Genomic DNA, 25,326 nt, shown 5'->3' with positions numbered 1-25,326 from the left:
GATTCTTGTGCTCGTGCTCTGATCGACTTCCTCTACCGCCTCGCCCTTATATGCGAACAACGATACGAGCACGAACTGCGTCGCGACTCCGACAAACGCTATCGCGCGACAATGGATCCCGATCAACCCTGGCGCCGTAAAACCGACCCTCCAATCTAGCGCCGCCGTCGCGCACTAAACGAGGCCCATTCCATTCCTCGTTTAGTGCGCTACGCCCCTCGCAATCTCACGCAACATAGCTCGCGATGACAACCCTGATTTAGGCCGGGACGTAACACTAGGACCCACCGCTATCACCTTACGGACCTGGGCTTGCAGACCGCCCTGTTCTATACACGTGTGTACTCGCGCATCCTGCGGCCCGGCCTCGCACTGGCCAGCCCTCAGGCACAAGCGGCCTCACCAGCATCATTGAAGCGCAGCTTCGCTCCGCCGGACAGGCCGACAACACATGGTGCGACAAAGCGAAAATCGCTGCATAGAAAAACCCGACTCAATTGCTACGAAATCAATTCGGTCAAGGAATCTAGTGAACTGCATATTCTGGGCGTCCGGCTTATACCTCCTGGGCAGCGCCAAGCCGCATCATCTGACGCAGGGCCAGCGCACCGAGCACCAGCGCGAGCAGTACCAGGCCGGTACCGGTATTGCTTTGGTCATCGGTCAGGTAGTTTGCGCACAGGCGCGACGTGATGTCCATATAGAGCATGCCAGCGGTGGCGCTCGTCCATGACAGGTTGCCTACAAAAAACAGCAGCAACTCCGGTGTCATGCGGCGCCAGCTGCCTGCCAGCATCAGGCCGGCGAGCCACCAACTGGCGTACTTGGCCGCTGCTACAGGAGCCACCAATAGCGTGGCGTCGAGTGCTGCCGGGATCATCCAGAACATCACCACGCAGGTGACCACGCTGGCACTTGTCAAACCACCCCAGTCCAGCAGGGACAGTACCCTTCCGGTGCGTGGAAGCCGCCGCGTTGCGGCGGGCAGGAGCAGATCGCGCGCAGCCCAGCCTGCGGCGAACAACACCGGAAACTCGACCAGCATGTGCAGCAGCATCCGGATTTCAATCAGGTGGCGCAGCGTGGGCCACAGCAGTACCAGCGGAAGAACCGTCAGCAGGCCGGCAACGGGCTTTCGCAAGCGGGTGCTGTGAATCATGGTATCTCGCGTCGCGCCGTCGCGAGCTGCTTTGCTGCTTCGAGCGCTAGGGGCCATTGGTCGAATTCGTACAGACCGCGCAGCCGCCCCGAGGCGTCGAGAAGGTGGATGGCTCCATTGTGAACAAAGCCGCCCAGACCGTCCGGAATGGCGATGACTTCAAGGGAGCGCATCAGCGCCTGGGTATCCGCCGCCGTGGCTGGCATCGCGAGAGTCCACAGCGCGGGATCGATCCGGTGTTCGCGGGCGTACGCGCGCAGGCTGGCCGGGTCGTCGTGTTCCGCATCAAATGAGATGGAGACCAGATGCACGGCGGCCAATGCCGGGTTGCGGGCGCGCTGCGCGACCAGTTGTGCCTGCATTTGCTGGTACTCGTCGCCGAGCACGCGGCAGACACTCGGACAGCGAGTGTAGATGAAATCGACGAGGTAGGCCGCAGGCGCACTTTTTGTGCCGCGCCAGAGAGTGACTGACGCAGTGCCCATCTCGCGCAGCGGCACCTGTGCGGCGCGCAGTTCGCCGGCCTGCAATGCCTGCTGGCGCTGGCCTTCGAAGGTCCACACTCCGAAGTTTGCCGTGTAACGGTACAGGCCCCAGACAAAGGTCGCCAGCAGCGCGGCGCACACCGCCACCGTCAAGCGGCGCGCGAGCGGGCTATCGGCAGGGGCGGTTGAATTCGGCACAAGGTGCCCTCGGTCGCACCACGCCGCTACTTCAGCGGGCCGAGTTCGGCGTCGCCCTTGAACGGCTCGGTGCGTGAGGCCGTATCCTTGCGCACCGCGGCGACGGCGTCGGCGGTAATGGGCGCGCCGGTGTTGCCCCACTGGCTGCGCACGTGCGTCAACACGGCCGCCACCTCGGCATCCTGCAATTGACCCTGAAAGGTCGGCATGGCGCCGCTAAAGAGTTTGCCCTCAACGGTTAAGGGCCCGTTGACGCCATGCAGCACGATGGCGATCAGCGTGGTTTCCTTGCCGGCCACCCAGTCCGAGCCCGCCAGCGGCGGAAACACACCAGGAAGGCCGGCGCCGGTGGCCTGGTGGCAGGCGACGCAGCGCGACGCAAACACCGCAGCACCGTCAACCGCTGCGCCTGCCGCCAGCGCCGGAGGGCCTTGCAACTCGGCAGCCGTGCGGCCATCGCCCCAGGCGGCCGGGGTTTTCAGTGTGGTCCGCATGATGTACACCACGCCAAAGATAAATAGCGCGGTCACCAGCAAGAAGATGAACCACGGTGTCGGGTTAGTGCCTTCCACGGGCTCCGGGTTTTCGCGCTCTTGCTGCGGCAGGATTTCAGGCTTTGTCATGATCGTGCTCGGTTGGTGCGGTGCTTCAGTGTTTGGCCGATGCCGGCGTCGCGGGTGCGTTCTCTGCGGGGGGGGCCTCGATGGCCGGGAAACTGCGATTCAGTGACAACAGGTACTTCACCAGGTCGAGTGCTTCCGGGCGCGCGACCACAACCTTGTTGGCAGGCGTGTAGCCCGGTGGCAGCGTCACGACCACTTCATCCTTGTCCGCCTGCGCCTTGACCTCGAACAGGAACGGAAAGGCCGGCATGATGCTGCCGGGCACGTAAGCACGAGGCTCATACAGGTGGCCCAGATTCCATTGCTCGCTGGGTTGGCGAACGCCGATATTCATCAGGTCGGGACCCATGCGCATGTCACCCAGCAGGGGCGGCGAATCGTAGGCATAGTCGCCGGCGACCGTGGCGCGGCCCCAGCCGCGCTTGAAATCCGCGGGTGCGAATTCCTTGGTGCGTGGCTGCTGCGTGTGGCAGTAGACGCATCCGTTACTAATATACACATGTCGCCCGCGCAACTCGGCGCTGGTATAGGGCTTCAGCCCCGGCGTGGGGGCGATGTCGTGCAGCTCGATGGAAGGCACTATCACGAGAGCGCTGACGGACAGCGCCATCATTATCATGGCGCCGCCGATGAGTGTGGTTTCACTTTTCATGGTGCCACCTTCTTGGCCAGCAAATGCGAAAACAGCGCCGGCTGGTTGCGCGTCGGTCCGAAATTGAGCACCATCGCAATGAAGTGGGCCGCGAATATCAGGTGGCCCAAGCCCATGATGGCGCCGCCAATGCTGCGAGCCTTGAGGTACGGGATCGTTACTGCCACCGAATCCATGAACGGCCGGGTCCCGTCCAGCATGGCCTCACCCTGCAACCAGCCGCCAATCGTCAGGCTGATAAAGTAGAGGGCGAAGCCGCCGCTGACAAGCCAGAAGTGGGCGGAGATAAGCCGGGGGTAGGGCCACTCGCGCGCGGTGATGCGTGGCATCACGAAATACATCGCGCCGAAGAACACAAAGGTGACGAAACCGTACAGGCCCAAGTGGGCGTGAGCAACGGTGAAGTGCGTGAAGTGGACGATGCGATTCACGCTGCGCAATGCCTCGATCGAGCCTTGCAGCGAAGCGACGGCATACATCAGGCCGCCGACGCCGATGAAACGCAGGGTGGGCGAATAGCGAAACGTGGATAGGTGTCCTTTAAGAGTCTGATACATGTTCACGGAGAAGGCGGCCACCGGGATGATCATCATCATGCTCTGGACGATGGACAGCGTAATCATCCACTCCGGCACCGGCCCGCCAATCAGATGGTGGCCGCCGACCTGGCCGTAGAAAAAAGCAAGCGCCCAGAATCCCCACAGTGACAGATTGTAGGAGCCGATGGGGCGGCCGATGATTTTTGGAAGAAAATAGTAGATGGACGCCAGCGCCAGCGGTGTGAAGAAATATCCGAGCACATTGTGTCCGAACCACCAGTTCATGGTGCCCGCCTGTACGCCCTGGTACAGGCCGGGGATCTTCGCCGTGATGAACAGCACGGGAAACCAGAACAGCGCGGCACCCATGTACCAGACGGACACATAGAGGTGTTTGACGCGACGGGTTACCAGCGTCAGCAACAGGGGCAGGGCAATCAGGGCGCCCCCCACGGCCATCAGGATGCTGACCTGCCACGGCATTTCAAGCCACATGAGGCCGGCGTTGAAGCCCATCGCGATGGCACCCAAGCCGGCAATCAGGCTGGCGTTCCACAAAATAGCGCCCAAAAATGCGAAGCGCATGCCAATCAATGGCGTCTTGAGCACGCGCGGGATGATGAATAACGCCGTGCCCAAACCCGCCATGGGTGCCCAGCCGTAGGCCACCGAATTGAGGTGCAGGGTTCGAATGATGCCGAAGGTGAGCCACTGTTGCGACGTCAGCCAGTCCGGCTCGTGAAATTTTATGGAGGCGGTGAGTCCCGCCGCCGACGCCACCAGCAGCCAGACCATGGAGCAGCAGTAGAAGAAAAATATCAGCGGGCCGGTGGATGCGTCGGCGGCGGCCCGCTCGGCAATTTCGTGGGGGTCGCCATGGGCGGCCGTCCCGGTACCAGCGGCATCGACCGCGCCCTGCAATGCCTGTTGTGAACTGGCCGTTCCAGCTGGCTCTTCGATGCGGCCAATTTCGCCGGGCGCGAAGATGACTTTGGCACCGGTGCTGCTGCGATCAAATAGGCCGATGCGTTGCGACCCGATAAATATGACTAGCCCCACGAACGAAATGACAAACGCTGAAAGCAGAATGGCAGCTGGATTCACGGATGCCTCCTCAAGTTGGATTTGCTTGGCAATGGTACTGAACACGTAGATTCACGATCAAGCTCCCCGCCCCAAGGGTTTGCCACAGATACTGCTCATCATGTTCAACCCGTCGGTTCCAGGCCGCGCGGACAAGCCAATCAACGCCGTCCAGTCGTTCAGCCATGAACACGTCGCCTTACAAGCAGGGGCATACGTGCGTCAGTCGGGCATCCCCGAAGTCGGCCGCGCCAAACTCGTCATCCGCCCAGTCATCACTTTCATCCGCCGCCAGAGAACAGGTCTGCTCAAAGTTAACATCGCACGACACGGTTTACACCCCCCGCCAGCCTTGATCCGCCGCCCCCGCGCCCGAGATGCGGGTAATCCTCAGCCCCAAGGGGCGGGGTATGAACGGCGCCTTTCCAAACCGCCGATCTTCGATCGGCCTACGTCTCAAGCGCCGGGGCATCTGACCCGAAGCGATTGAAGTATAGGAGCAGATATGTGCCACGCAATAGGTATTTCCAATTCTGCTCGTTGAAAATCTGGATTTTTGGAAAGCGCGTCGAAGTAGGACTCCGGTCCGATTTCGGTAGCTCTCTTGTGGCCATGTTTCGAGGGTTTGTTCGTACATGGACAGCCCTGTTTGCCAAGCTTTCATTTCACGATCACTGAAGGTAAAGATTGCACCCGTACATTCGGACTTTATTGGTCGCACTTTGCCACGGTCCCAGATGGAATGCGCTGACAGGTGCCTCAATTGGAAGGACGCACTCTTTGGTGCCCCGAACAAAGCTGGCTTTACCAACCACAGTCCGACCTGTCTCGCCATCACTGCTTGATCGCCTGAGCAATCGGCGGTGTACTCCTTTCGAATCGTTGTGCTGTTGCTGACAGGTGCATCAAATCTTGCCGTTTTTGTCAGGCGGCATCGCGGACATCCTTTTCTTTGAACAGGTTGCGAATCACGTGAGGCTCTTTCTGTCGGCGATGCAAATGACGGCGGACTGTACCGATCAACTCGGCCTTGCTGGTCGATCGACTCTTGCCCAGCGCGTTGGTCTTCACGTCGTGAGCGAGCAGTCCGTCGGGGTTCAATTCGGCGCAATAGCCCGGCAGTCGAATCAAACGTAGGCGCTGCGCGTTCTGATCAACGAATTTCCTGACTGCGACGGACCGATGCCCAGGATGTCAATCGACGATCACGTAGATCTTGCGTGTGGCCTGCCTGAGCAAGCGCTTCATGAATTCGATGAATTTCGCGTTCTTGAACGTCCCTTCGAAAACCATGAAGTTCAGCTCGCCGCGGTTCGTGATGGCGGAAATCATCTTGCAACCGAAACGCCTCCCGGACGCCCGCGCCACCGGCGTCTCGCCTTTCAAGGCAAAGCTCGTACCCGCTCACGTATTCCTGAACCGCTGTGGCCAGCCAATTACCTGCTTCGGCATCCATACTTTGGTTGAGCCGTCCGCATCCAGAGCTTGCACGCAAATCCCTTCGTTAGAGAGCAAACGTGTCAGCCCACACACGGTTCGACATTCCACCGTGACGGCGCTGCTACTGGCCGGCGTCGATATCAACACAATCCGCGGCTCGCTGGACCAAGTCGCACTTACTAGCGGGTAAGAGAGCAGCGTCTCCGCTACTCCCTCCCCAAAGAACCGTACAAGCGACTTTCACCGCATACGGCTCAGGCACGGCTAAAGCATCAATAAGTCGATACCGGTCTCGCCATTCCGCGCAAATCCTTCGCTGACGTCATATCGTTGGTCCATCTCGTTGCTGAGACGAGGGCGCTGAACTGCCACCCGGCAGCCTCTTCCAAGCTTCCCTACGTCGAACCTCAGGTACTGGTCCGCGACAGCTACCCCTCGCGGAAGTCTGCGCCCTTGTTCGGCAGCTTCCCAGGTATTACGCAGCAGTCCGACTTCCCGCGCCCATGACTCATCGTCGTACGCCCTCAGGCTTCACGATGCGCACTGCACCCAACGCTTCCCAGCGGGGTCCAGTAGAGCGCGGGATCTCCCGGTTCCCGAGCAAAGTGTTTCCGCGCGTGCACGGGGTCTCTGACCGCGCGGGGTCCACTACTGCCTCGCCAATACGGCAGCAACGGTGTGGCCTTCGATATCTGCCTAGCATCTCGGCACCCCGAACATCTCGCGGCTCTCGCCACGAGGCTCTATTACGCGGCTCAATACCCGGCCCTCGCGTACCCCTGTCAACGCTTCGCCTGCACCCTCGCGGATACACACGCATGACTCGGGGCCGCCGTGACTGGCTAGGCCTTCAACGTATGACTCTTTCATTCACCACACTTTGCCGGTTTTGACCGGCGCACAGACAGAAACGAGCTTTACCGCCTGCAACATGCCGCTTTGACGCGCGGCAGACGGCGACACGTGTCGCACTCAAAAATGCATAGTTGCGTCCACTGCACAGGAACTCGTACCCATCCGAATAAAGCCTCTCGACAGCATATGAGCGATCGAACGGTACAACCCGTCCAGACCAATTTGAGCTTAAGGACACATTTTCGCTAGCTCCTTCCATAGAATCTAGATAATATTTAGAGATCGTCGTCGATAAGAACGGCGCATACCCCCAATACAATGGAGCACAATCTCATGAAGTCCTCACGACGCACGTTCCTGATTTCGAGCATTGGCGTGGCATCGGCGCTGGCGGTATCGCGTACCGCATTCGCCGACTCCGTCAAACTGGCCGAATCAGATCCGACGGCGCAAAGCCTCGGCTACAAGCTCGATGCCACAACCGTCGATAAAAACAAATTCCCGCGCTACGCCGCCGGTCAGGATTGCGGCAATTGCTCGTTCTATCAAGGCAAACCGACCGACGCGTTCGCCGGCTGCCCGCTATTCGCCGGCAAGCAGGTTGCATCGAAGGGGTGGTGCAACTCGTATAACAAGAAAGCCTGAGCAGCCCAGAACAGACTTGCAACAAAACCGGTGATTATCATCGAAACGCGCCCCACCACGCAGGCCGGGCGCGTTTTTTTATCGCCGCTTGAAAACGATCTCAGCGCTCTTTACACTGGCCAAGGCATCCGGCCCAACGTGTCGAAACGCCGCAGCTTCGACGTATGCGACAAAACCGAGCGCAACCGAAACATCCTGCGGCGAAGGCGACATGGCAATCGTGAGAGACGCTGCCGCATTGACGCGGGCGAGGTAAAATTCGAGGCGGACGAAAACGCTCTGGCCACACGATGAAGAAGCCAATAACGCCACGAACGACGCTTGCTCCGGACATCGCCAAGGTTCTGAAGCGGCTGCACTATCCGCGGCTTTGTCAAGTTGACAGGTGCAGACTGCATTTTTGGTTAAATAGTAGTTATCCTTATAATTATAACCTTAGCGACTGTCGAAGCGACAGTCCAATCTCCAATCATGCCATGCGGCGAGGCGTTGCTGGAGTATGGCACGATGACATGCCGCGTTCATCTGATATCTCGGCAGTTCGAAGTGCTGACGGACCGGGCCGAAGCATGAGAAGAATGCCTGCGTGCGCAGGGGGTTGCGGAAACCCTGCATTTGACGTTCGCGCCTGCGGGTGGGCTGTGGCTATTTTCGGCACGATTGTTCACGCGTGCGTCCGCCTTGACGAAAACGTGATTCACATGCGCGAGCTCGGGAATGTCGGCCTTCGCCGCCGGAATTGGTAAGGAGCTCCCGTCCCTGTGGCGCCTGCGCCTCCTGGTGCCATCATGATAGCCGTTGCACATCTGTGGAAGGGGAAAGTCATGAACGCAATTACCCGTGTTGGTGTTGATCTTGCCAAAAATGTCATGCAGATCCACGCGGTCGATGCTGGTGAACATGTTGTGGTACGTAAGGCCATTGCGCGTGAGAATTTCATGAGCTGGTTTGCCAACCTTGCCCCCTGTCTGGTGGCGATGGAGGCGTGCAGCGCTGCGCACTATTGGGCGCGCAAGCTCCGCGGTCTCGGGCACGATGCGCGGCTGATTCCCCCGCAATTTGCGGCTCCTTACCGCAAAGGTGGCGCTGGCGTCAAAAATGACGCCCTCGATGCTGAAGCGATCTGCGAGGCAGCCAGCCGCCCACACATGCGTTTCGTGCCCGTCAAGTCAGCCGCGCAGCAAAGCGTGCTGGTCCTTCACCGCATGCGCACCGGTTTCGTGGAGGAACGCACGGCGCTCGTGAATCGCTTGCGAGGCCTGCTAGCCGAGTTCGGCGTCTTCCTGCCGCAAGGCATCGGTCGGTTCCGAAGCCATTTCGTTGACCGTGTTGAGGATGGCAATAACGAACTCGCCGGTCCGGCCCGTCAGGCGCTGATGCATGGCTGGGCCCAATGGCAGGCGCTGGATGAGCAAATCGGTTGGCTAGACCGGCAGATCACCGAACACGCCAGTCACGATCCACAGACGCAGCGCTGTATGGCCATATGTGGCGTGGGCCGAATCACCGCATCTGCCGTCGTAGCGACCGTGGTCAACGCCCGTCAGTTCAGAAACGGCCGGCAGATGGCCGCCTGGATCGGCCTCGTTCCCAAACAGAACAGCAGCGGCGGCAAACAGCGGCTCGGCCGGATCACCAAACAGGGCAGCGACTACCTGCGCACGCTCCTGTTCCAGGGCGCCCGATCGGCCATTCTCACAGCGCACCGACGCGATGACCGGCTCTCGCGCTGGATCGTCCAGCTGCATGCGCGTATTGGCTACTATAAGACGCTGGTCGCGGTTGCCAACAAGCACGCCCGCATCCTCTGGGCCGTATTGGCCAGGGACGAACGCTTCGATCCATCCCATGCGCCCGCCCGCAATGCAATGGCGGCGCACGCATGAACTACAGAACAGCAAGTGCAATGCCACCATGAATTGACTTCCAGGCGCAGCACGAATCACGCAGGGATAGCGACAGGTCAGACCGACAGCGGGCGAACTCGAGCAGCTATCAGGCGCTACAGTTCTTGTATTCGCCGTCGCCGGAATGGAGTCCCGCTGTGCGGTTACTATCCGGGCCCGGGCGCAGCAATCACAGCGCCCAAACAGGCCGTTTATAGGTTTGCAGTCTGCCTCGTCTGCCCTCATGCTTCCGTGCACGCGCTGACAACACAGGATTCGACGTATGCCCTATTAAACCCAGCTTGCAAGAAACGGAAGCTCCTTATAGTTCCCAAACAGAACAGCAGCGGCGGCAAACAGCGGCTCGGCCGGATCACCAAACAGGGCAGCGACTATCTGCGCACGCTCCTGTTCCAGGGCGCTCGATCGGCCATTCTCACAGCGCACCGACGCGATGACCGGCTCTCGCGCTGGATCGTCCAGCTGCATGCGCGTATTGGCTACTATAAGACGCTGGTCGCGGTTGCCAACAAGCACGCTCGCATCCTCTGGGCCGTATTGGCCAGGGACGAACGCTTCGATCCATCCCATGCGCCCGCCGGCAATGCAATGGCGGCGCACGCATGAACTACAGAACAGAAAGTGCAATGCCACCATGAATTGACTTCCAGGCGCAGCACGAATCACGCAGGGATAGCGACAGGTCAGACCGACAGCGGGCGAACTCGAGCAGCTATCAGGCGCTACAGTTCTTGTATTCGCCGTCGCCGGAATGGAGTCCCGCTGTGCGGTTACTATCCGGGCCCGGGCGCAGCAATCACAGCGCCCAAACAGGCCGTTTATAGGTTTGCAGTCTGCCTCGTCTGCCCTCATGCTTCCGTGCACGCGCTGACAACACAGGATTCGACGTATGCCCTATTAAACCCAGCTTGCAAGAAACGGAAGCTCCTTATAGATAGCTGCGTAGCTGCTCGGTAACGATCTTGCGCGGCACCGGGTTTGAGCGCAGCACGCTGCGGAAGAAGCGCTTTGCCGCGGCCTTGTCGCGTCCTTTTTGCACCAGCGCGTCGAGTTAGGCAGCATGCTCGTCAACCGCTCGCCACAACAGATACGGCTCGCCGCGCAGCGTCACGAACATTTTGTCCAGATGCCATGTACTGCGCGGTTTGCGCCGCGCCGCTTTGGCACGCTGCGCGAATCCAGCGCCGAACTCGTCGCACCGGCAACGGATCGTTCCGTACGTGACACGACACCGCGCTCGAGCAACAACTCCTCAATGTCCCGCAGGCCTCAGGCTGAAGCGGAAATACCAGCGAACTGCGCAACTGATGACGAGGGCGGGGAAGCGGTGACCCTGATAAAGCGATTTTGTTTTTTTCATCGCCTCACTCTACCGCCGACGCCGCACCAACCTGACAAAGCTATCGCGACGACACCAGCGGCCACACCGGCGTTCCATAGACCGGCGCCGGCCACCGCAAAACGCTTGCCCATCAGGTTGATCTCCAACAACATTGGGAGCATCCACAGCGCGATGCCCACGCCAGCCATCGAGGCCCAGCCGTAGATGACCATGTTCAGGTGCGCGGTTCCGACGCGAACAAATGTAAGCCACGCGGATTCCGTCAGGAAATCGGGGGAGGCCAGCTTCTGAGAAGCGATCAATCCAGCGTCGGAACCAAGCACCCGCCAGAGAATCGACGAGGTCAGGAACGCGAACGTAGCGGCACGGCTCGACCGGTCTCGCGCTTCGCGGGCTTCCAATTCTGGGGAGGCGGCCGCTATTCCTGTCGGACCGGCACTGAAAAATGTATCAGCGGATTTGCTTTCAATTTCCGGAAGCAAATCGCGCTGTCTCGACGAAATGGACGGCTCTTGAACCACCCCGACTTCGCCCTTCTCGAATATGACGCGCGCTGCATCGGGGCCGGCTCGCATCAGACCCTGCGTCAGCGCCCAAATGAACAAGAATAGGCCGAACACCGAGATGAGGAACGACAGAGCAAGCAAGGCACCTATTGTGAGGGTCATGGCTGCAACGCTTATTGGTTTTTAAAGCGCTTTGACGACAACTGCGACAGTGGTCCCATCCATAATCAAATGCTCGAAACGGAGAAAGTGGCGTAACAGCTCAATAGATAGGCGAATGCGATTCGCCCGCTTCCGGACAGATCATCGGAAGTGGCGTGCGGGAGCTACAGGTAAGAAGCTGTTTGAACACGTAGATTGGAATTGAAGTATAGGAAAGAATATTTGCCACGCAATAGGTATTTGAGGCTCCCCCCGAAATTTCGTCTTCCATGAGTTCGTGTGTAAACTCGACTAAAGTTGCTCGAACTGCGCAACGCTCAATTTCGTTGGAACCCCTTTCCCGCATTGACTTCTAGCCATCCGTAACATCCACAAATCCGGACTTTAACGGTCGCAGATCACCAGATCCAGCCCTGATGCGGCTCGCAGACAAATTTAGCCGCTTCAGAAAACCCGCAATCAGTTGCTTAAAACTTTGTGCTCGCATCGGACAACGTTTCTTCAGGTCAGGAACTCGTGCAATAGCGCAGCCACTGCGGGCCAGTCACGCCATCTGGCTTGTGCGAACAATTCGTTGTCCAAACGAGCATAGGCACGGTTTGCAAGTTGCACAAGGATGTTTATAAATCTATTACTGGGGTCTTACACGAACCGGTCGTTTTAATTACCATTGTAAGGATTCCGTATTTGCTCGTGGGTAGCAATGTGCTCATATTCTATCCCCGCATTTTCCGCGAAAGCGAGCACAATCGGATCTAACGTTCTCCTCGCCCTCAAGGGCGTTCCCTGGCCCGCTTCCATGCGGGCTTTTTTTTGTTCGGCAGGATCGTTTCGCAATCAACGGCCGTTGACATGCAGCGAACGTTATCATCAGGCGAAAGCCTGGATGCGATTGATTTGCAGTCAGCATGCCCCTTCGGTCCGCCTGCCTCAATGCCAGCGTTGTCATCTGGCTTGACTATTAGAAGCATCAAGGAAAGCTGCCACAGTCAAAATGCCAAACATTGCGAGACGGATCGTGACAACGATGATTGACAGAAGTGAACAGTGAAACTACAAATCTTCTACAAGTCGTGCGCATGATTCATGACTGCAACGGTACCGTGTGAATGCCTGATGCCGGTGCTGCTCAGGGAGCAGTGCAGTTGAGGCAGTCACCACCAGAATGTGACCGCGTCCATTTGAGGAACATCTTCACCTGGCCGTTTCACTTCGACAAGGCGGTAAGCAGGCTGGCGCTAGAGTACGGAGAACGCCACGTCATGATCACGAGACAACGGCAGCGAAAAATCTGGTCAGGCATTGTGGACCTCCTGCTATTCCCATCCATCAGTTCAGGAGCCCGGGTGTCTAGATCGGATCGCACCGTCGCGCGACACTGAGCGTCAGTGCGGAGAGGGTCCTCATAACAGAACAGAAACCATCTGGTCGCCGTACTTGAGCGGGTCGCTCGAGACATAATCGTCGTATCATGGCGCGATCCGCAGCGGTGCTGTTACGCAGAGCAGCCATGGGGCGTGCGGCTGGCCCCACACCACGGGACGTGCGCGCTCAGCGGGCGGTCGATCGCCAAGGGCTCACCCGTGTTCATGCCGTTTTGGCGCCCCCGTGCGGCCAATGCCGACGAAATGATCCATCCGGCCACATTGTCTCCAGATGGAAGGGTGCTCAATGAAACTACGCTCCCGGCCTTCGCAACCCATGACGATGACACATGATGCGTCTATCGTTTCACGCACCACCTGATCGCAGACCGACGGTTTTGCTGCAGAGTCCCCTTGCAATATTCAGACAGGCACGTTGCCCTAAAAATATGAAAGGAGCTGCAATGGATGCGAACGACAAGCTCAATGGGCAGCGCAACTTCGTGCGCAAGACTGTCACGCTGATTCCTCTGGGCCCGCTCACTGCGTGTGAACAGCGAACGACGACACAAACAGGCGCAATGAGTTGCAGCGAGGGCGACCAAGCACAAACGCCAAGCTCCGAAACGCCATGCAGGCCACGCTTCTTCGACGCCGGTGAATGGTGCTTCCTCGAAGCGGCGTTCGGTCGTCTGATTCCAGCCGACGCTCACGGCCCATGGGTCGTGGATTCCGCGTCCTGGAGTTCATCGACAGGCCGATGGATACGCTCTATGGGCATGGCGCGCTGTGGTACATGCAGGCGCAGTTTGCTGTGGGCGTTCCCGAACTGGTCTATCAATCGGAACTCGTGCCGCGGGGCCTCTATCGCCTTGGCATTAGGGCAGTCGATGAATACTGCCTGCATGAACGCGGCAAGCGCTTTGCCGATCTGCCGCCTGAGGCGCGACGAGGTACTATTTCGCACTGCAGAATTATCGGTTCGAGTTTGACGAGGTGCCTGCCATACTTTTCTTCGCGCAGCTCCCGCAGAACATTCGCGACAGAATTAACTCGCAACTGGTTGTCAGTATCTATACAGTCTTTTGAAACGCGATTACCCTGTTGACTTTCCGCAAACTTGTTTTATATTTAATCCAACCTATAAGAAGAGGAGCTGGAACATGGACGTCAAGCGTAGAGATTTCGTCAAATGGTGCGCAGCGGCCTCTGTCCTGTTGCTGCCAGGCATCGCGAGCGCCGCAAAAGGCGAAAACGCGAACAACGCACCGGTCTCAGGTGCCGATTCTCAAACCGAGAAATCGATCAAGGCGAGCTTCGGTGGTGGCTTTTCGGTGCGGGCTCAAACCCAATCAGGCGGACTGACCTACGCCGACATCGAACATTTTGGCAACCGGTACGCGGTCGCCTCCGCAGACTTGCTGGACTGGAAGATCGTTGGATCCTCTCTGAGCAACCCGGGCTTCGCATCTCCTTCTGTCAGCAGATTGTCGATTTCTATGGTGTGAGGACACTTGGATATCGATGGCTGAGGTGCCCTTTCAGCGCCGAATTAAACAGCAGTTTGTCGAGGGAATGAACCGTGTCCGAGAAAATCAAGAGCATTCGTATCCACCCCGGCATCGGCATTGCGCGTTTGGGGGACAGTGACGAGTTTTACATCGGTCCCGAAGCGCCGGGCGTCGTGGTCGATCCGGGCGGTAGCGGTGGCCCGGGACCGAACGGTGGAACCTACCGCGACAGCGGGGCGCGTTTGAAACGCCAAGCGCAGCGGTATCGGGTGTATGCCTACGATGCCAACGATAAGGTCGTAGCGGAACTCACCTTGGGTTCGGGCCTGGTCAAATCCGTGCGCTGGCGAGTCCATGTCAGGAACATGAAAGCGGCGAATTATGCGTTTCAGGGTGCGTATCTGTTTGACCCGGACAAGTTACGAAACCCGTCCATCCAGCCTGGTAAGAAGCCGATCGAACGTGATAAGTTGATTATCGATCCTGGTGTGCATACGATCGCCTCCGGGCAGGCCGGACCGGTTGTCATGAAGGGTGATGTTTTCACTGGCATTGAAAGAGGTTCGGTGCCGGGCGAATTGCGATTCGAGGGTTTCACGCCGAAGGACTCTTCGAAAGAAGTTGAGGTCACTTATAAAGCCGCCAAGGATATCGAGTTGGGGCAGCTTCGCCTAGATTCCAAGGGCCGTCTGCTGTTCGTTGCCGGGCCCGGGAAGGCCGAATGCGTTATGACGCCCAAGGTGGCGTTGTCGAACCCGAGCGAAACGGTCAACCCCCCGAATGGTCCGGAGAACGGCAAAAACCCACTGACGAACCAGTTCGCCTATTTCAACGTTCCAGGCTGGTGGGACGATACTTGCGGTGGTGAAATCGACGTTACGGTTACGCTCAAGGACGGCACGGTATTGAGCACACGCGACAGCGTGAAATCGGTCACGGACGAAGGCACGAGAAACCCGCATGCAGGGGCATGGATCGTCACTGCACCACCGAAGTTTGCACCCCACATGTACCACGTCGTGTCCATTCTGGATCGCGTCTACGAGGCTTTTCCTGAGGCGTACCCCCACGCCAAGCAGAAGACGAATTTCTACCGCGATGTCTATCCGGTGTTTGCCAAGGCGGTGAACTACGGCTGGGTGAGCGCCCAAGCCGCGGGCGTCACGCCCGAAACCAAGGACGCCGCTCATGGCCCGAAGCAGCCGGGCAACTTGCTCGGCCCTCAGTACATGTCGGCTTTCACCGATCCATCAGAAAAAAGCAAGCCGATGAGACACTTTGTCTATGATCTGATGCGTCATGCGCCCGGAAAGCGCGGACGGCTGGTTGATTCGTTGCTGCCTGCCCCCCCGCAGCGGCCAACCAGCTGGAAGAACGAAGAGTTCAATCGCGACGAGGAAGCCAACAAGATGCCTTTGCTGTGGGGCTCGGGGGGCAAGCCGGAGCAGAATAAGCAACTGGGCAATCATCTCCCGGACGAATTCCTGAGCCTGACCGACTGGCAGTTAAATCATCTGAAGGAATGGGCAGACGGAAACTTTGAGGTCGGAGTTCCGCAAAAGCCCGTCTCATTGGAGCAGTTGCCGTTGACCGAGCAGCCGCATGCCCTCGACAGCTCGGCGCTCGAACCGACCATCGGTGGTGGCTTCCACCCGGGTATCGAATTTCCTTACTTGATCATCTATCGGGAGAATTTTGCCGAGGCGTTTCGCGTGAATAAAGACATTGAGCCTGGCGCGGTTGCTGCCTATATGTCGAGCCCGTGGCAAGGCGACTTCTGGTCGTGCAACGTGGCATGGTGGCCGACACAACGGCCAGATATCGTTTTCGAGTACGATAAAAAGAACCAGACCAGAACCTATAAGGAGTGGTTCCGCGGATACGATGCTAAGGGCGAACCGCTATCATCCACCGATGGTTACGACCAGATGGTCTATGCTTGGTCGAAACTGGGGATGGTGCTCCCGATCAAGACCGAGGGCGGCGGTTTCTTGAAAGACAACGGTGAGATCGTGTTCGTCGAACAAGAGCGTAATCCGGCACTGAACCGGCCGCCCGCCAAAGGAAAATAATTCGTGCCATCGACCCGACCCGACCCGGCCGATACAACATGGGACGTTGTAATCGTCGGTGCCGGACCGGCGGGAGCCGCAACCGCGATCACGCTGGCCAAGTACGGCCAGCGTGTGCTGTTAGTGGAGGAGCGGGTCTCCCCTAGCTTCAAGCTGGGTGAATCGCTGCCGCCGACCTCTATCGGTCTGGTCAAACACTTCCTGGGTGACCCTGAAGGTCCAGAACAGCAACTTCCAGGCCTTTTCAGAACGGCTGGCAACGTTTCGCTATGGGCGACCGAGGAGGCCGATGTCGCGGACTTCTTCTTCACGTCGACCGGCTTCGGCCTGTGTGTCGAACGATTGGCTTTCGATGAGGCCCTGCGGTCGAATGCGGTTGCAGCCGGCGCAACCTTGCTCAAGGGTGTCCGCTTCCAATCCTGTGCGCGTATCGCTGACCGTTCTTTCAATTGGCAACTGACGCTAACCTCGGAAACGCGGACGCGGCAGTATCGCGCACGTTATCTGGTCGACTGTTCCGGTCGGCGGGCGGTCGTGGCCAGAACGCTCGGTGTCCAGACTGTCCACAACGACGACAGGTTGTTCGCCTACGCACAATGGTTTTCCCGCGTCGGCGACGATGATGACCGCTATACCCGGATTGAGGCCGCGCCACACGGCTGGTGGTATAGCAACCGCTTGCCAAGCACTGAAGGCAATGAAACCAAGCGATTGGTGGTTTTGCACACCGACAAGGACCTGCCGGCGGCGAGAATGGCTGCGTGCCGCCAAGGCTTCGATCAACTGCTGGACGACTCAACGCATATCGCGCCATTGCTCAAAGCTATGGGCTATCACCCTTGCGGGACAATCCGAGGCGCACCGGCCAACAGCCAGCGATTACGGGACTTCTGCGGTGACGCCTGGATGGCGGTGGGCGATGCGGCGCAAGCGTATGATCCGCTGTCCTCGCAAGGCATCGACAAGGCGCTCAGGACGGCCAGTTACGCCGGACACATGATCCATTACGCGCTGACAGACTGTCCGCAGGGCACGGCAGGATTGGACAGCCGCAATGCGTACGTTCATCAATACGATGAGCAACAGCACCAACTCTGGCAAGCGTACTTGTCGCAACGAGACTTCTACTATGGCATCCAGCCCCGCTGGTCTGATCAGACGTTCTGGCAACGTCGGCGGCAGTCGGCAAATGAAGCTGATCGGTAGCCTCCTGCCATCGAATCGCACCTTTCGCATTGTAAACCCATGCTCAAATGGCTTTCGGATCACCGGACCTCCCCGACAGGAGGCCGAAATCCTGTCTCTGTTCATCACAGGCGCTCTGACGGTGCCCCCCAACAATTATCCAGTTCGGAGTTCGTTCGAGCGGTTGGATTTGCCCGGATGGGCGGTCAGGATCAGCAATGCCTCATAGAAATACTACTGTCCTAAAGCCGCCGCGCCGGCCTTCGCTATTTGCTCATCATGTACTGGCGTATCAGTTGAGACGCCGATGGCGCCCACTACTTGACCGTCAGCGACAATAGGTACGCCGCCGCGCATGAGAACGAATCCGCGCGCCGTCGCTACCGCAGGTCGATTTCCATTTATGGCGTCCTCGAGTGCACCGCTTGGTCGTCGGAAGAGCGCTGCTGTACGTGCTTTCTCTGGAGCGAGATCAACGCCGGCTGGGAGCAGCGCGTGGTCCATGCGAACTTGGACGATGAGCCTCCCCGCACTATCTACAACCGCGATGACGCACGGCCAACCCTCGGCCTGTGCTGTCGCTTGTGCGGCAGCCACGACCCGTTGCGCCGCCTCCAAGGTAAGGACGGGCTCGGTCGGAAGAGTTGAGGCCACTGCAATTTGGGAGGACAGCAACAAGGGAACGGCAATTGTGGAAACGGCACGAGACACGATACTAATCATTTTGATGACTCTTCCGGTTAGATTGGCGAGACTGCATTGAGAGGCATCCCACCAGCAGTTTCAGCGCCCAAGCTTTTCGGTATATATTCTGGTTCCATCTTCCTTGTTCGAACAAAAGGATTGACGACCATCGCTCAGTCAATGCGTCTCCCAAGACGGATCTCGCGCAACTGGAAGGGGAGAAGCCTCAAGTGCGTCGAGCTCGTTTGAATTCGCCAATACTTACTCGGAAAGATGAAGCTACGAGACCGCTGGCTTGCCCTCGCCTATGTGTTATTGGCGCTATCGCCACCAGTGACGTCGTACGTCGCGCCCGTCACCATTCGCGCGTCGTCGGAAGCGAGGAAGACCGCGACAGGGGCCACGTCGTCAGGATCAATCCAAGGAATACCTAAAGGCGACTTGGCCACTAACTTCTTTATTGCCTGTTCCTCGAGTGTTTGCGTGCTCGCGGTGGACTTCAAGTCATCGACTGCTTGTGCGTAGCGCTGGCGGTGGCGGGTAAGGCTGGTGTCTATCAAACCCGGTATCAAGGCGTTTACCGTGATTTTGTGTTCCCCGAGCTCGAGGGCCGCCGACTTCATCAGGCCTATGATGCCCCACTTCGAAGCTGAATAGGCTGCTCCGTATTTGGTCCCGTGGCGGCCTTGCGTAGACGATGTCACAATGATTCTTCCTCCGCCGTTTCTCACCATATGTGGTGCAAAGGCACGAATGGCGTTCGCGGTGCCGGTCAGATTCACGTCGATCTGATCGTGCCAATCCTCATCCTCCCACTCAAGAATAGGCTTGAATGCTTGGATACCTGCGTTGGCAAATAAAATATCAATTCGTCCAAACGTAGCGATTGCTTGATCAGATGCTGCCCGCAAAGCTGATATGTCGCGCTGATCGAGTTGTGCGCAGCACCAGCTGGCCGCCAATGCTTCCACTAGGCGCCCCGTTTCGTGCAGTTCATCCAAAGTTGCCGGTTTGACCTCAAGGGTACGACTGACCGGACCGGCGATATCGATCCCCATAATGTCCGCGCCCTCGCGAGCGAACGCTATTGCCACGGCACGACCAATTCCCCGCGCGACGCCGGTGACTACGGCGACCTTACCGACCAAACGCTGCGAAGTTGACCTGTCTATTGGCAGTTGGACCGACATATCCGTTCTCCGTGCGTATCTCACTCAATACAGTCATTTCTGGAGCGATCTCGCCGATGTGGAACGCTAATCACTTAGATTGGAACGAACGCAACCGTGGCACAGCCTTGGTTCAGTCAAGTGTATGACAGGACTACCTGAAAGAGCCATCACGTTAGTTAGTGATGGCAAGGCGTCCGCTCAAGACCCCTCATCGCGGGAAACTAGGACCGTACGACGCGACCACTGGCACAATTGCGCCGTTGTGTAGTCAGCCTATACCAAGATCCGACGCTTCGCTGCGATCTTCGCAGGATCTGTGACGTCGAACATATCGCGAAGGTCTGCCAAAAATGCGCGGGCCTGTAAGCTATGAATCGCCCCGGGTTTCCCGGAGACTGTTTTGCTTGGGTCACGCCTCTATGACCTCAGGATTACCCACATCTTTGTTGGCGGAGCAGTGAATCTGCGCTTGTAAACGGTCGGCGTCGATGTTAACTTGCGTGGATTCTGTTCGCAGCGACAACTGAGATTGATCGACGAGAACGATACGGATGACTGGGCAAGTGCCGAATTCAGCGAGGCGAATCTGGGTGATGCGCGGCTGACGCAACGTCTTGTTGTGTTGGCTCGCCGTCTCGCGAGCAGTCCGCAAGTTTCTTTTCCACAATCGCTCAAACCAGCTGAGCTGAAGGGCGCGTACCGTTTCTTCCACAATGTGCAGGTCGATGCGAACGGGATACTCGCGCCGCATATTGCGCAAACGCTCGATCGCATGAGCGTGGTCCCGGTTGTGCTGGCGGTGCAGGATACGACCGAATTCAACCTGTCGCATCTGCACGCGACTGAGGGCCTGGGTTACGGTAGCGGGCGTCACGAGCGCGGTTTCATCATGCACAGCCTGCTGGCCGTGACCCCGGAGGGTCTGCCGCTGGGTGTGTTGGGCATGAAGACCTGGGTGCGCCCCGAAGAAGAGTTCGGCAAGAAGCCTCACCCGAATACACGCCGGATCGAAGAGAAGGAAAGTATCAGATGGCTCGAGGGAATTGAACATCTCGCGGCGCTCAAGGCACGTTGTGCACAGACCCGGTTTGTCTGTGTTGGGGACCGCGAGAGCGACCTGTACGAACTGTTTGCCGCCAAACGCCCCGCCGGGGTGGACTGGCTGATCCGCGCAGCACACAACCGCCGGGCCCGCCATCCGCAGGGCTACCTTTGGGAGGCCGTTCTGGCCACCGCACCTCTGGGCAAGACGCAGCTGTGCGTGCCTGCCAGAAGCAACCTCCCTCAACGCACAGCGCGCCTGACGTTGCGTTGTTCGACAGTACGATTGCGGCCCCCAAAGGCGCGTGCGAGCCGCCTGCCCGAGGTCGACATCTTTGCGATTCACGCAATCGAGGATAATCCCCCGCGCGGCGTTGAACCGCTTGAATGGATGCTGCTGAGTTCGGTGCCCACGACCTCGCTTGATGAGGTTCTCGAACGACTGGCCTGGTACGCGCGGCGCTGGACCATCGAGACGTGGCATCGCGTGCTCAAAAGCGGCTGCCATATCGAGGCGCGCCAGTTCGGTACCCTTGAACGGTTCGTGAGAGCCACCGCCCTGTTTGCTGTCATCGCCTGGCGCATCCTGTATGCCACACTGCTGGCGCGAACCGATACGGACCTGTGCTGCCAAGTATTGTTGCAACCGGTTGAATGGCAGGCGCTGTATTGCCACACCCACCGCACGACGCAGCTGCCAAAGGAGGTCCCGACACTGCAGCAGACCATATTGTGGATAGGCATGCTGGGCGGCTACCTGAATCGCAAACATGACCGGCCACCCGGACCAACCGTTATATGGCGCGGGTTCCTCCTCCTGCACGAGATCACGAAGATGTATCAGCTCTTCAGGCAAAGCGGATAACATGGCCACTCAACTTGTGGGTAATCCTGAGCTCTATGACGGACTCGGCAATTTGACGATAGTAAGCTGCTTCGGCTTCGGCAGGCGGGATGTTGCCGATCGGTCCGAGCAGGCGACGGTTGTTGAACCAGTCGACCCATTCGAGCGTCGCCAGTTCAACCGCCTGCAGACTACGCCACGGACCGCGTTTATGAATGAGCTCAGCCTTGTACAGAATCGTCTCGGCCAGCGCATTGTCGTACGAGTCCCCCACGCTGCCCACCGACAGCTCGATGCCGGCGTCCTTCAGGCGCTCCGTGTAGCGGATCGCACGCTGCGGTCGGAATGATGGATCAACCTGTCCTGCTGCCCGGGCTGGCGCGCGTAGAGCGCCTGCTCCAGCGCGTCCAGCACGAAGTCTGTGCGCGACGACGCCGACACGCGCCAGCCAACGATGTAACGGGCAAACACATTGATGATCAACGCGACATAGATGAAGCCCTGCCAGGTCGAGACACAGGTGAAATCCGACACCCACAGCGCGCCGGGCGCGCGCCGGTAGCAGTGCCGGGTCGGCCCGGCGCAACGCATGCGTGTAATACGTCGACGGAACGATCGGCAGCACCGGCAGATCGGCTCGACTCCGTGCAACGCGCGATGGTCGTCAATGAACGTGATCATGATTTCGATCGGCGGTCGAGCTCCGCCTGCGCGAAATACGCCGATGCCTTACGCAGGATTTCGTTGACCTGCCGCAGCTCCCGGTTCTCCCGTTCGAGTTCCCTGATCCGCTCCTGTTCCTGCGTTGTCGACCCTGGCCGCAGGCCACGATCACGCTCGGCCTGCCGCACCCAGTTGCGCAATGTTTCGCCCGAGCAGCCGAACTTCGCTGCAATCGACGCGATCACCTTCCATTGCGAACCGGGCTCGCCCCGATGCTCCAGAACCATCCGCACCGCGCGTTCGCGCACCTCCGGCGAATACTTCGGTGCCGCTTTCTTCTTTATATTGCTTTCTGGCTTTAAGCTGAACTTTAGACACTCGAACGCCGTCCTCGACTGCGCGTGAAGCGAGGTCGAGATGCAACGAACGAGACTGGAATCGCGATGAAACGTCCGGGCGAAGCCGCCGCAACGATATCAGCCCGTTCTGCAAGCGGCGGAACGCGCACGCGGCCAGCGGATTTTCTCGGACTTGCCGTGTCCCCGAAGGTAATCGGCAAGTCCGGTAAATTCCCGGCGCAGCCATTGCGCGACCAGACCGGCGGTGACCGGTTGGCCGAGCCGCCAGGGTGCAATCTGCTCCATCGGGAACGCGTCGGCGATCGCCAGACTGAGCAACTGCGTGAGCGTCCAGGCGCACGAGCGGATCTGCATCCACAGTTCGAGTACGGTGCGCGTCTGTTGCCAGAGGTTGTTCAGCCCCCACCAGCGCTTGAGGTTGTGGAACAGCGGTTCTATCCCCCAGCGGCGGGCGTACAGTTGCGTGACCGTTTCGGCATCCAGATCTGTTTCGGTGGCGAGCATCAGGCGCGCTCGTGCCCAGCACTGCCGCTTGTCGTCGTAGAACTGACACCACACGGCGCGAACCGGGGTGCCCTTGAGGAAACGCGCGAGCGACAGCGTCGAACGCAGACGAACGCGCTGCTCCTTGCCGTAGAGGCGCATCGTCAATTCCGTCGCGGGCAATGCTTCGATGTCCTGCGCACGCAGGCGATCGCCGTAGATTCGGGGCCGTCCGCGCCGGGGGCAATCGGGTATCGCGGGCGGCAGGAACAGCGCCGTGTCGATACGCGCCTGGCCGATGACGTGCATGTTCCGGCGCAACAGCGGCAGCACCAATCGGGCCCGCATGAACCACGAGTCGAACAGCAACCGGATGGGACGGTCGGTCACGCCAGAGAGCGCACGCACGAGCGCGAGCGCAATCTTGAGCTTGTTGCGATTGCCGGTCTGGGGAACCAGACGCGAGAGGATCGGAAGGACCCAGCCGACGCCGCCATTGCCCAGCACGCTCACGCCCAGCGTGACGATGCATTGGGCCCAGACGTACTTCGGCCGGTTGGTCTTGCCGCTGTGTTCGTGCCGCCACGCCACGCCCGGTGCCTTTTTCGAACATCGCATGTTCAGCGTGTCGTCGAGCACCAGGGTCAGCACATCGTTGGGCAACACGGTGATCACCAGCCGCAGCAGTGCGCGGGCAAGCCGCACGGTGCGCAGGTTGCCGCGTTGCAGGAGCTTGTAGTACGTTGTCCAGTGACGGGAGCCGCCGCTGGCCGTGATGGCTCTCGTGACCCAGCCCTCGGGCGAGATCATGCAGCCGCACAGCAGCTCGATGAAGCATGCGCGGGAGCGAAGCGGCACGGCGGTGAGCAGGACGTTGATCCATTCGTGCAGGTAAAAGCGTATGCGTTCGGACAGGGACATGAGCAACCGGTGAGGAATCGAAAACGATCCTCATTGGCCGCCGCGTTGCTTGCGCCAAAACCTCGCGCAAGCAACGCGGCGGCCTCACGATTGTTCACTCATGTCAAGCGTTTCGCGTATTCATTTCGTGTTCGAAACCCTGTTCGGCGTCCCTCTCTTGGGGTGTCGAATGTCTAAAGTTCAGGCTTTAAGATTTCCACGGCTCCATTCTGGTAAGAAGCCCTTATGACGGAGAAGCTGGCTGCACCGGATATCCAAGATCCGTAAGGCGTTTTAAACACAGCGTTTTAAATAATGCAGCATAGTCTTCGCAGCACCTCGTTTGGTCTCTTCCACTGCCGGAAGCAGGCGTCGACCGCCAAAATGACTTCGGCGAGCGTGGCGAAGTACCGGTTATGTAGCGACAGGCGCCATGTCAGCTTCCGTACGCGTTCGATCGGCGCCAGTTGCGGGCTGTATGGCGGGATGAACAACAACGTCAGGTGGCACCTGTACTTTCGCAGTAACGGCTTGAGCAGGATGGCATGGTGGTACCTGGCGTTGTCCAGCACGACGACGATGCGCTTGCCGCGACGTCGATGGCGCAGTAGCTGGCGCAGAAAGGACGCAAACAGACAGGGCACACCTGCCAGACGAAGCGGCCAGTGCTCAAGCTGACGGCGCCAAAGCACGCCACCGATTTGCGCGTCGGCGCATGCAGCAGCACCGGATCGTGGATCTCCGGCGCAACCCACATGCGACAGCGCGATCCGTGTTGCTGGAAATGGCATTCGTCCAGGCTCCATAGCTCAATGTCTTCGCACCTTGCCAGCGGGCGCAGTTTTTTTTACCGCCGCAACGCGGACAGGATCAGACTGCGCAACCTGCGGGCGCGGCTTGCGCAGCCGAAAACCCATCTGGCGAAACAGCCGCTGGCACTGCCGCACACCGAGCTTGATGCCGTAGCGCTTACGCAAGTGCTCCGACAGAACGGGCCCATCCCACAGGCCCGCTTCAAATCCGAAGTCGCGCGGTGTCCTCCGCAGATCCGCCTCAATGCGAGGCCATTGCGATTCGTCCAACGCACGCGGACGTCCGGGCCGTTCGCCTTCTCGCAATCCGTCGAAACCGCCCTGCTCGAAGCGTCGGACCCATCGCTGGACTGTCGTGGCGGCCTGACCCAGAAAACTGACCCACTTCGGTGCACGAGTACCCGTTACTGACCAGCAGCACTCCGTGCAGCCGATGGTCATATCGCGACTCCTCACTCCGCTCGATTTCCTGCCGAATCGCCAGTTGCATGATTTCCGCATCTGCAATTTCCAGCTTGCGCATGGTCGTCTCTCAAAAGAATGACCATGCAATCATACATGCTGCAATATTTATGTCGCCGTGTTTAGCAATCGCTTAACGGTGCTCTGCAAATAGAGCGCGAGCATCGTACGGTGATGG

Annotated in this window: 20 protein-coding genes, 5 pseudogenes and 1 other annotated feature; of the genes and pseudogenes, 10 read left to right on the top strand and 15 right to left on the bottom strand. The window is 58.9% G+C overall.

Translation table 11 applies throughout. The annotated features are described in order from the left end of the window. Positions 1-556: 556 nt before the first annotated feature. From BLW71_RS38375 to BLW71_RS42855, 6 genes and pseudogenes are all read right to left on the bottom strand, one after another. Entirely contained in the window at positions 557-1,159 is a 603-nt protein-coding gene (locus BLW71_RS38375) for a hypothetical protein (protein ID WP_091809738.1), read from the bottom strand. Continuing rightward, positions 1,156-1,842 (bottom strand): SCO family protein, encoded by a 687-nt coding sequence (locus BLW71_RS38370; RefSeq protein ID WP_091809737.1) that lies wholly within the window; start codon positions 1,840-1,842, stop codon positions 1,156-1,158. The genes BLW71_RS38375 and BLW71_RS38370 overlap by 4 nt, the downstream gene beginning before the upstream one ends. Positions 1,843-1,868: 26 nt before the next feature. Then, the gene (locus BLW71_RS38365; RefSeq protein WP_091809736.1) at positions 1,869-2,465 is read right to left on the bottom strand and encodes a c-type cytochrome; all 597 of its coding nucleotides are present in this window, start codon (positions 2,463-2,465) and stop codon (positions 1,869-1,871) included. Positions 2,466-2,490: 25 nt separating this feature from the next. Then, positions 2,491-3,117, bottom strand: coding sequence for a cbb3-type cytochrome c oxidase subunit II (locus tag BLW71_RS38360; RefSeq protein ID WP_091809735.1), 627 nt, complete (start codon positions 3,115-3,117; stop codon positions 2,491-2,493). Beyond that, on the bottom strand, positions 3,114-4,760 hold the full coding sequence (locus BLW71_RS38355) for a cbb3-type cytochrome c oxidase subunit I (protein ID WP_091809733.1): 1,647 nt from the start codon (positions 4,758-4,760) through the stop codon (positions 3,114-3,116). The genes BLW71_RS38360 and BLW71_RS38355 overlap by 4 nt, the downstream gene beginning before the upstream one ends. Before the next feature lie 903 nt (positions 4,761-5,663). After that, a pseudogene (locus BLW71_RS42855) lies at positions 5,664-6,125 on the bottom strand (IS630 family transposase). A gap of 1,242 nt (positions 6,126-7,367) precedes the next feature. On the opposite strand from BLW71_RS42855, the gene BLW71_RS38345 reads away from it, so the two are divergent. Both BLW71_RS38345 and BLW71_RS38340 read left to right on the top strand, forming a co-directional pair. Continuing rightward, positions 7,368-7,679: a high-potential iron-sulfur protein gene (locus BLW71_RS38345; protein ID WP_091809731.1), complete on the top strand. Its 312-nt coding sequence runs from the start codon at positions 7,368-7,370 to the stop codon at positions 7,677-7,679. A gap of 30 nt (positions 7,680-7,709) precedes the next feature. Then, positions 7,710-7,973 carry a hypothetical protein gene (locus BLW71_RS38340; protein ID WP_091809728.1) on the top strand — a complete coding sequence of 88 codons (264 nt, stop codon included), beginning with the start codon at positions 7,710-7,712 and terminating at the stop codon, positions 7,971-7,973. 141 nt (positions 7,974-8,114) lie between these two features. Here BLW71_RS38340 and BLW71_RS42585 read toward each other — a convergent pair. Further along, positions 8,115-8,416: pseudogene (locus BLW71_RS42585) on the bottom strand (IS6 family transposase); the annotation flags it as partial. Positions 8,417-8,503: 87 nt separating this feature from the next. Here BLW71_RS42585 and BLW71_RS38330 point away from each other — a divergent pair. Continuing rightward, positions 8,504-9,565, top strand: coding sequence for an IS110 family RNA-guided transposase (locus BLW71_RS38330; RefSeq protein ID WP_091809726.1), 1,062 nt, complete (start codon positions 8,504-8,506; stop codon positions 9,563-9,565). 324 nt (positions 9,566-9,889) lie between these two features. Then, positions 9,890-10,192 (top strand): annotated as a pseudogene (locus BLW71_RS38325) (transposase); the annotation flags it as partial. Positions 10,193-10,520: 328 nt separating this feature from the next. On the opposite strand, the pseudogene BLW71_RS38320 reads toward BLW71_RS38325, so the two are convergent. Next, a pseudogene (locus BLW71_RS38320) lies at positions 10,521-10,946 on the bottom strand (IS6 family transposase); the annotation flags it as partial. Next, positions 10,943-11,596, bottom strand: coding sequence for a heme-copper oxidase family protein (locus BLW71_RS38315; protein ID WP_091809725.1), 654 nt, complete (start codon positions 11,594-11,596; stop codon positions 10,943-10,945). The gene BLW71_RS38315 and the pseudogene BLW71_RS38320, both read right to left, overlap by 4 nt. Positions 11,597-13,020: 1,424 nt before the next feature. Here BLW71_RS38315 and BLW71_RS42850 point away from each other — a divergent pair. From BLW71_RS42850 to BLW71_RS38290, 5 genes are all read left to right on the top strand, one after another. Further along, on the top strand, positions 13,021-13,314 hold the full coding sequence (locus tag BLW71_RS42850) for a DUF3331 domain-containing protein (RefSeq protein ID WP_091809722.1): 294 nt from the start codon (positions 13,021-13,023) through the stop codon (positions 13,312-13,314). Positions 13,315-13,621: 307 nt separating this feature from the next. Beyond that, a complete protein-coding gene (locus tag BLW71_RS38305) occupies positions 13,622-14,068 on the top strand; it encodes a gluconate 2-dehydrogenase subunit 3 family protein (RefSeq protein WP_091809720.1) in 447 nt (148 codons plus the stop codon). A gap of 55 nt (positions 14,069-14,123) precedes the next feature. After that, positions 14,124-14,468, top strand: coding sequence for a twin-arginine translocation pathway signal protein (locus tag BLW71_RS38300; protein WP_091809718.1), 345 nt, complete (start codon positions 14,124-14,126; stop codon positions 14,466-14,468). A gap of 74 nt (positions 14,469-14,542) precedes the next feature. Continuing rightward, positions 14,543-16,543: a LodA/GoxA family CTQ-dependent oxidase gene (locus BLW71_RS38295; protein ID WP_091809716.1), complete on the top strand. Its 2,001-nt coding sequence runs from the start codon at positions 14,543-14,545 to the stop codon at positions 16,541-16,543. Between the two features lie 3 nt (positions 16,544-16,546). Then, on the top strand, positions 16,547-17,749 hold the full coding sequence (locus BLW71_RS38290) for an NAD(P)/FAD-dependent oxidoreductase (protein ID WP_091809714.1): 1,203 nt from the start codon (positions 16,547-16,549) through the stop codon (positions 17,747-17,749). A gap of 213 nt (positions 17,750-17,962) precedes the next feature. Here BLW71_RS38290 and BLW71_RS38285 read toward each other — a convergent pair whose 3' ends face one another. Further along, on the bottom strand, positions 17,963-18,451 hold the full coding sequence (locus BLW71_RS38285; protein ID WP_091809711.1) for a GlcG/HbpS family heme-binding protein: 489 nt from the start codon (positions 18,449-18,451) through the stop codon (positions 17,963-17,965). 266 nt (positions 18,452-18,717) lie between these two features. Next, entirely contained in the window at positions 18,718-19,602 is an 885-nt protein-coding gene (locus tag BLW71_RS38280) for an SDR family NAD(P)-dependent oxidoreductase (RefSeq protein WP_091809709.1), read from the bottom strand. 511 nt (positions 19,603-20,113) lie between these two features. On the opposite strand from BLW71_RS38280, the gene BLW71_RS38275 reads away from it, so the two are divergent. Beyond that, the gene (locus BLW71_RS38275) at positions 20,114-21,490 is read left to right on the top strand and encodes an IS4 family transposase (RefSeq protein ID WP_091809707.1); all 1,377 of its coding nucleotides are present in this window, start codon (positions 20,114-20,116) and stop codon (positions 21,488-21,490) included. On the opposite strand, the pseudogene BLW71_RS38270 reads toward BLW71_RS38275, so the two are convergent. The 4 genes and pseudogenes from BLW71_RS38270 to BLW71_RS38255 form a co-directional block, all read right to left on the bottom strand. Beyond that, a pseudogene (locus tag BLW71_RS38270) lies at positions 21,474-22,419 on the bottom strand (transposase). The gene BLW71_RS38275 and the pseudogene BLW71_RS38270 sit on opposite strands and share 17 nt — an antisense overlap. After that, positions 22,077-22,192: a sequence feature (AL1L pseudoknot), on the bottom strand. (Overlaps the previous pseudogene by 116 nt.) Positions 22,420-22,608: 189 nt before the next feature. After that, positions 22,609-23,895: an IS701 family transposase gene (locus BLW71_RS38265; RefSeq protein WP_286162259.1), complete on the bottom strand. Its 1,287-nt coding sequence runs from the start codon at positions 23,893-23,895 to the stop codon at positions 22,609-22,611. A gap of 287 nt (positions 23,896-24,182) precedes the next feature. Next, positions 24,183-24,665 carry a transposase gene (locus BLW71_RS38260; RefSeq protein WP_177205230.1) on the bottom strand — a complete coding sequence of 161 codons (483 nt, stop codon included), beginning with the start codon at positions 24,663-24,665 and terminating at the stop codon, positions 24,183-24,185. 18 nt (positions 24,666-24,683) lie between these two features. Further along, the gene (locus tag BLW71_RS38255) at positions 24,684-25,127 is read right to left on the bottom strand and encodes a helix-turn-helix domain-containing protein (protein ID WP_177205229.1); all 444 of its coding nucleotides are present in this window, start codon (positions 25,125-25,127) and stop codon (positions 24,684-24,686) included. Positions 25,128-25,326: the final 199 nt, after the last annotated feature.

Source organism: Burkholderia sp. WP9, assembly GCF_900104795.1.
Classification (GTDB): Bacteria; Pseudomonadota; Gammaproteobacteria; order Burkholderiales; family Burkholderiaceae; genus Paraburkholderia.
Note: the sequence above shows the minus strand (reverse complement) of the source record. Positions and strands in the feature narration are given on the sequence as shown.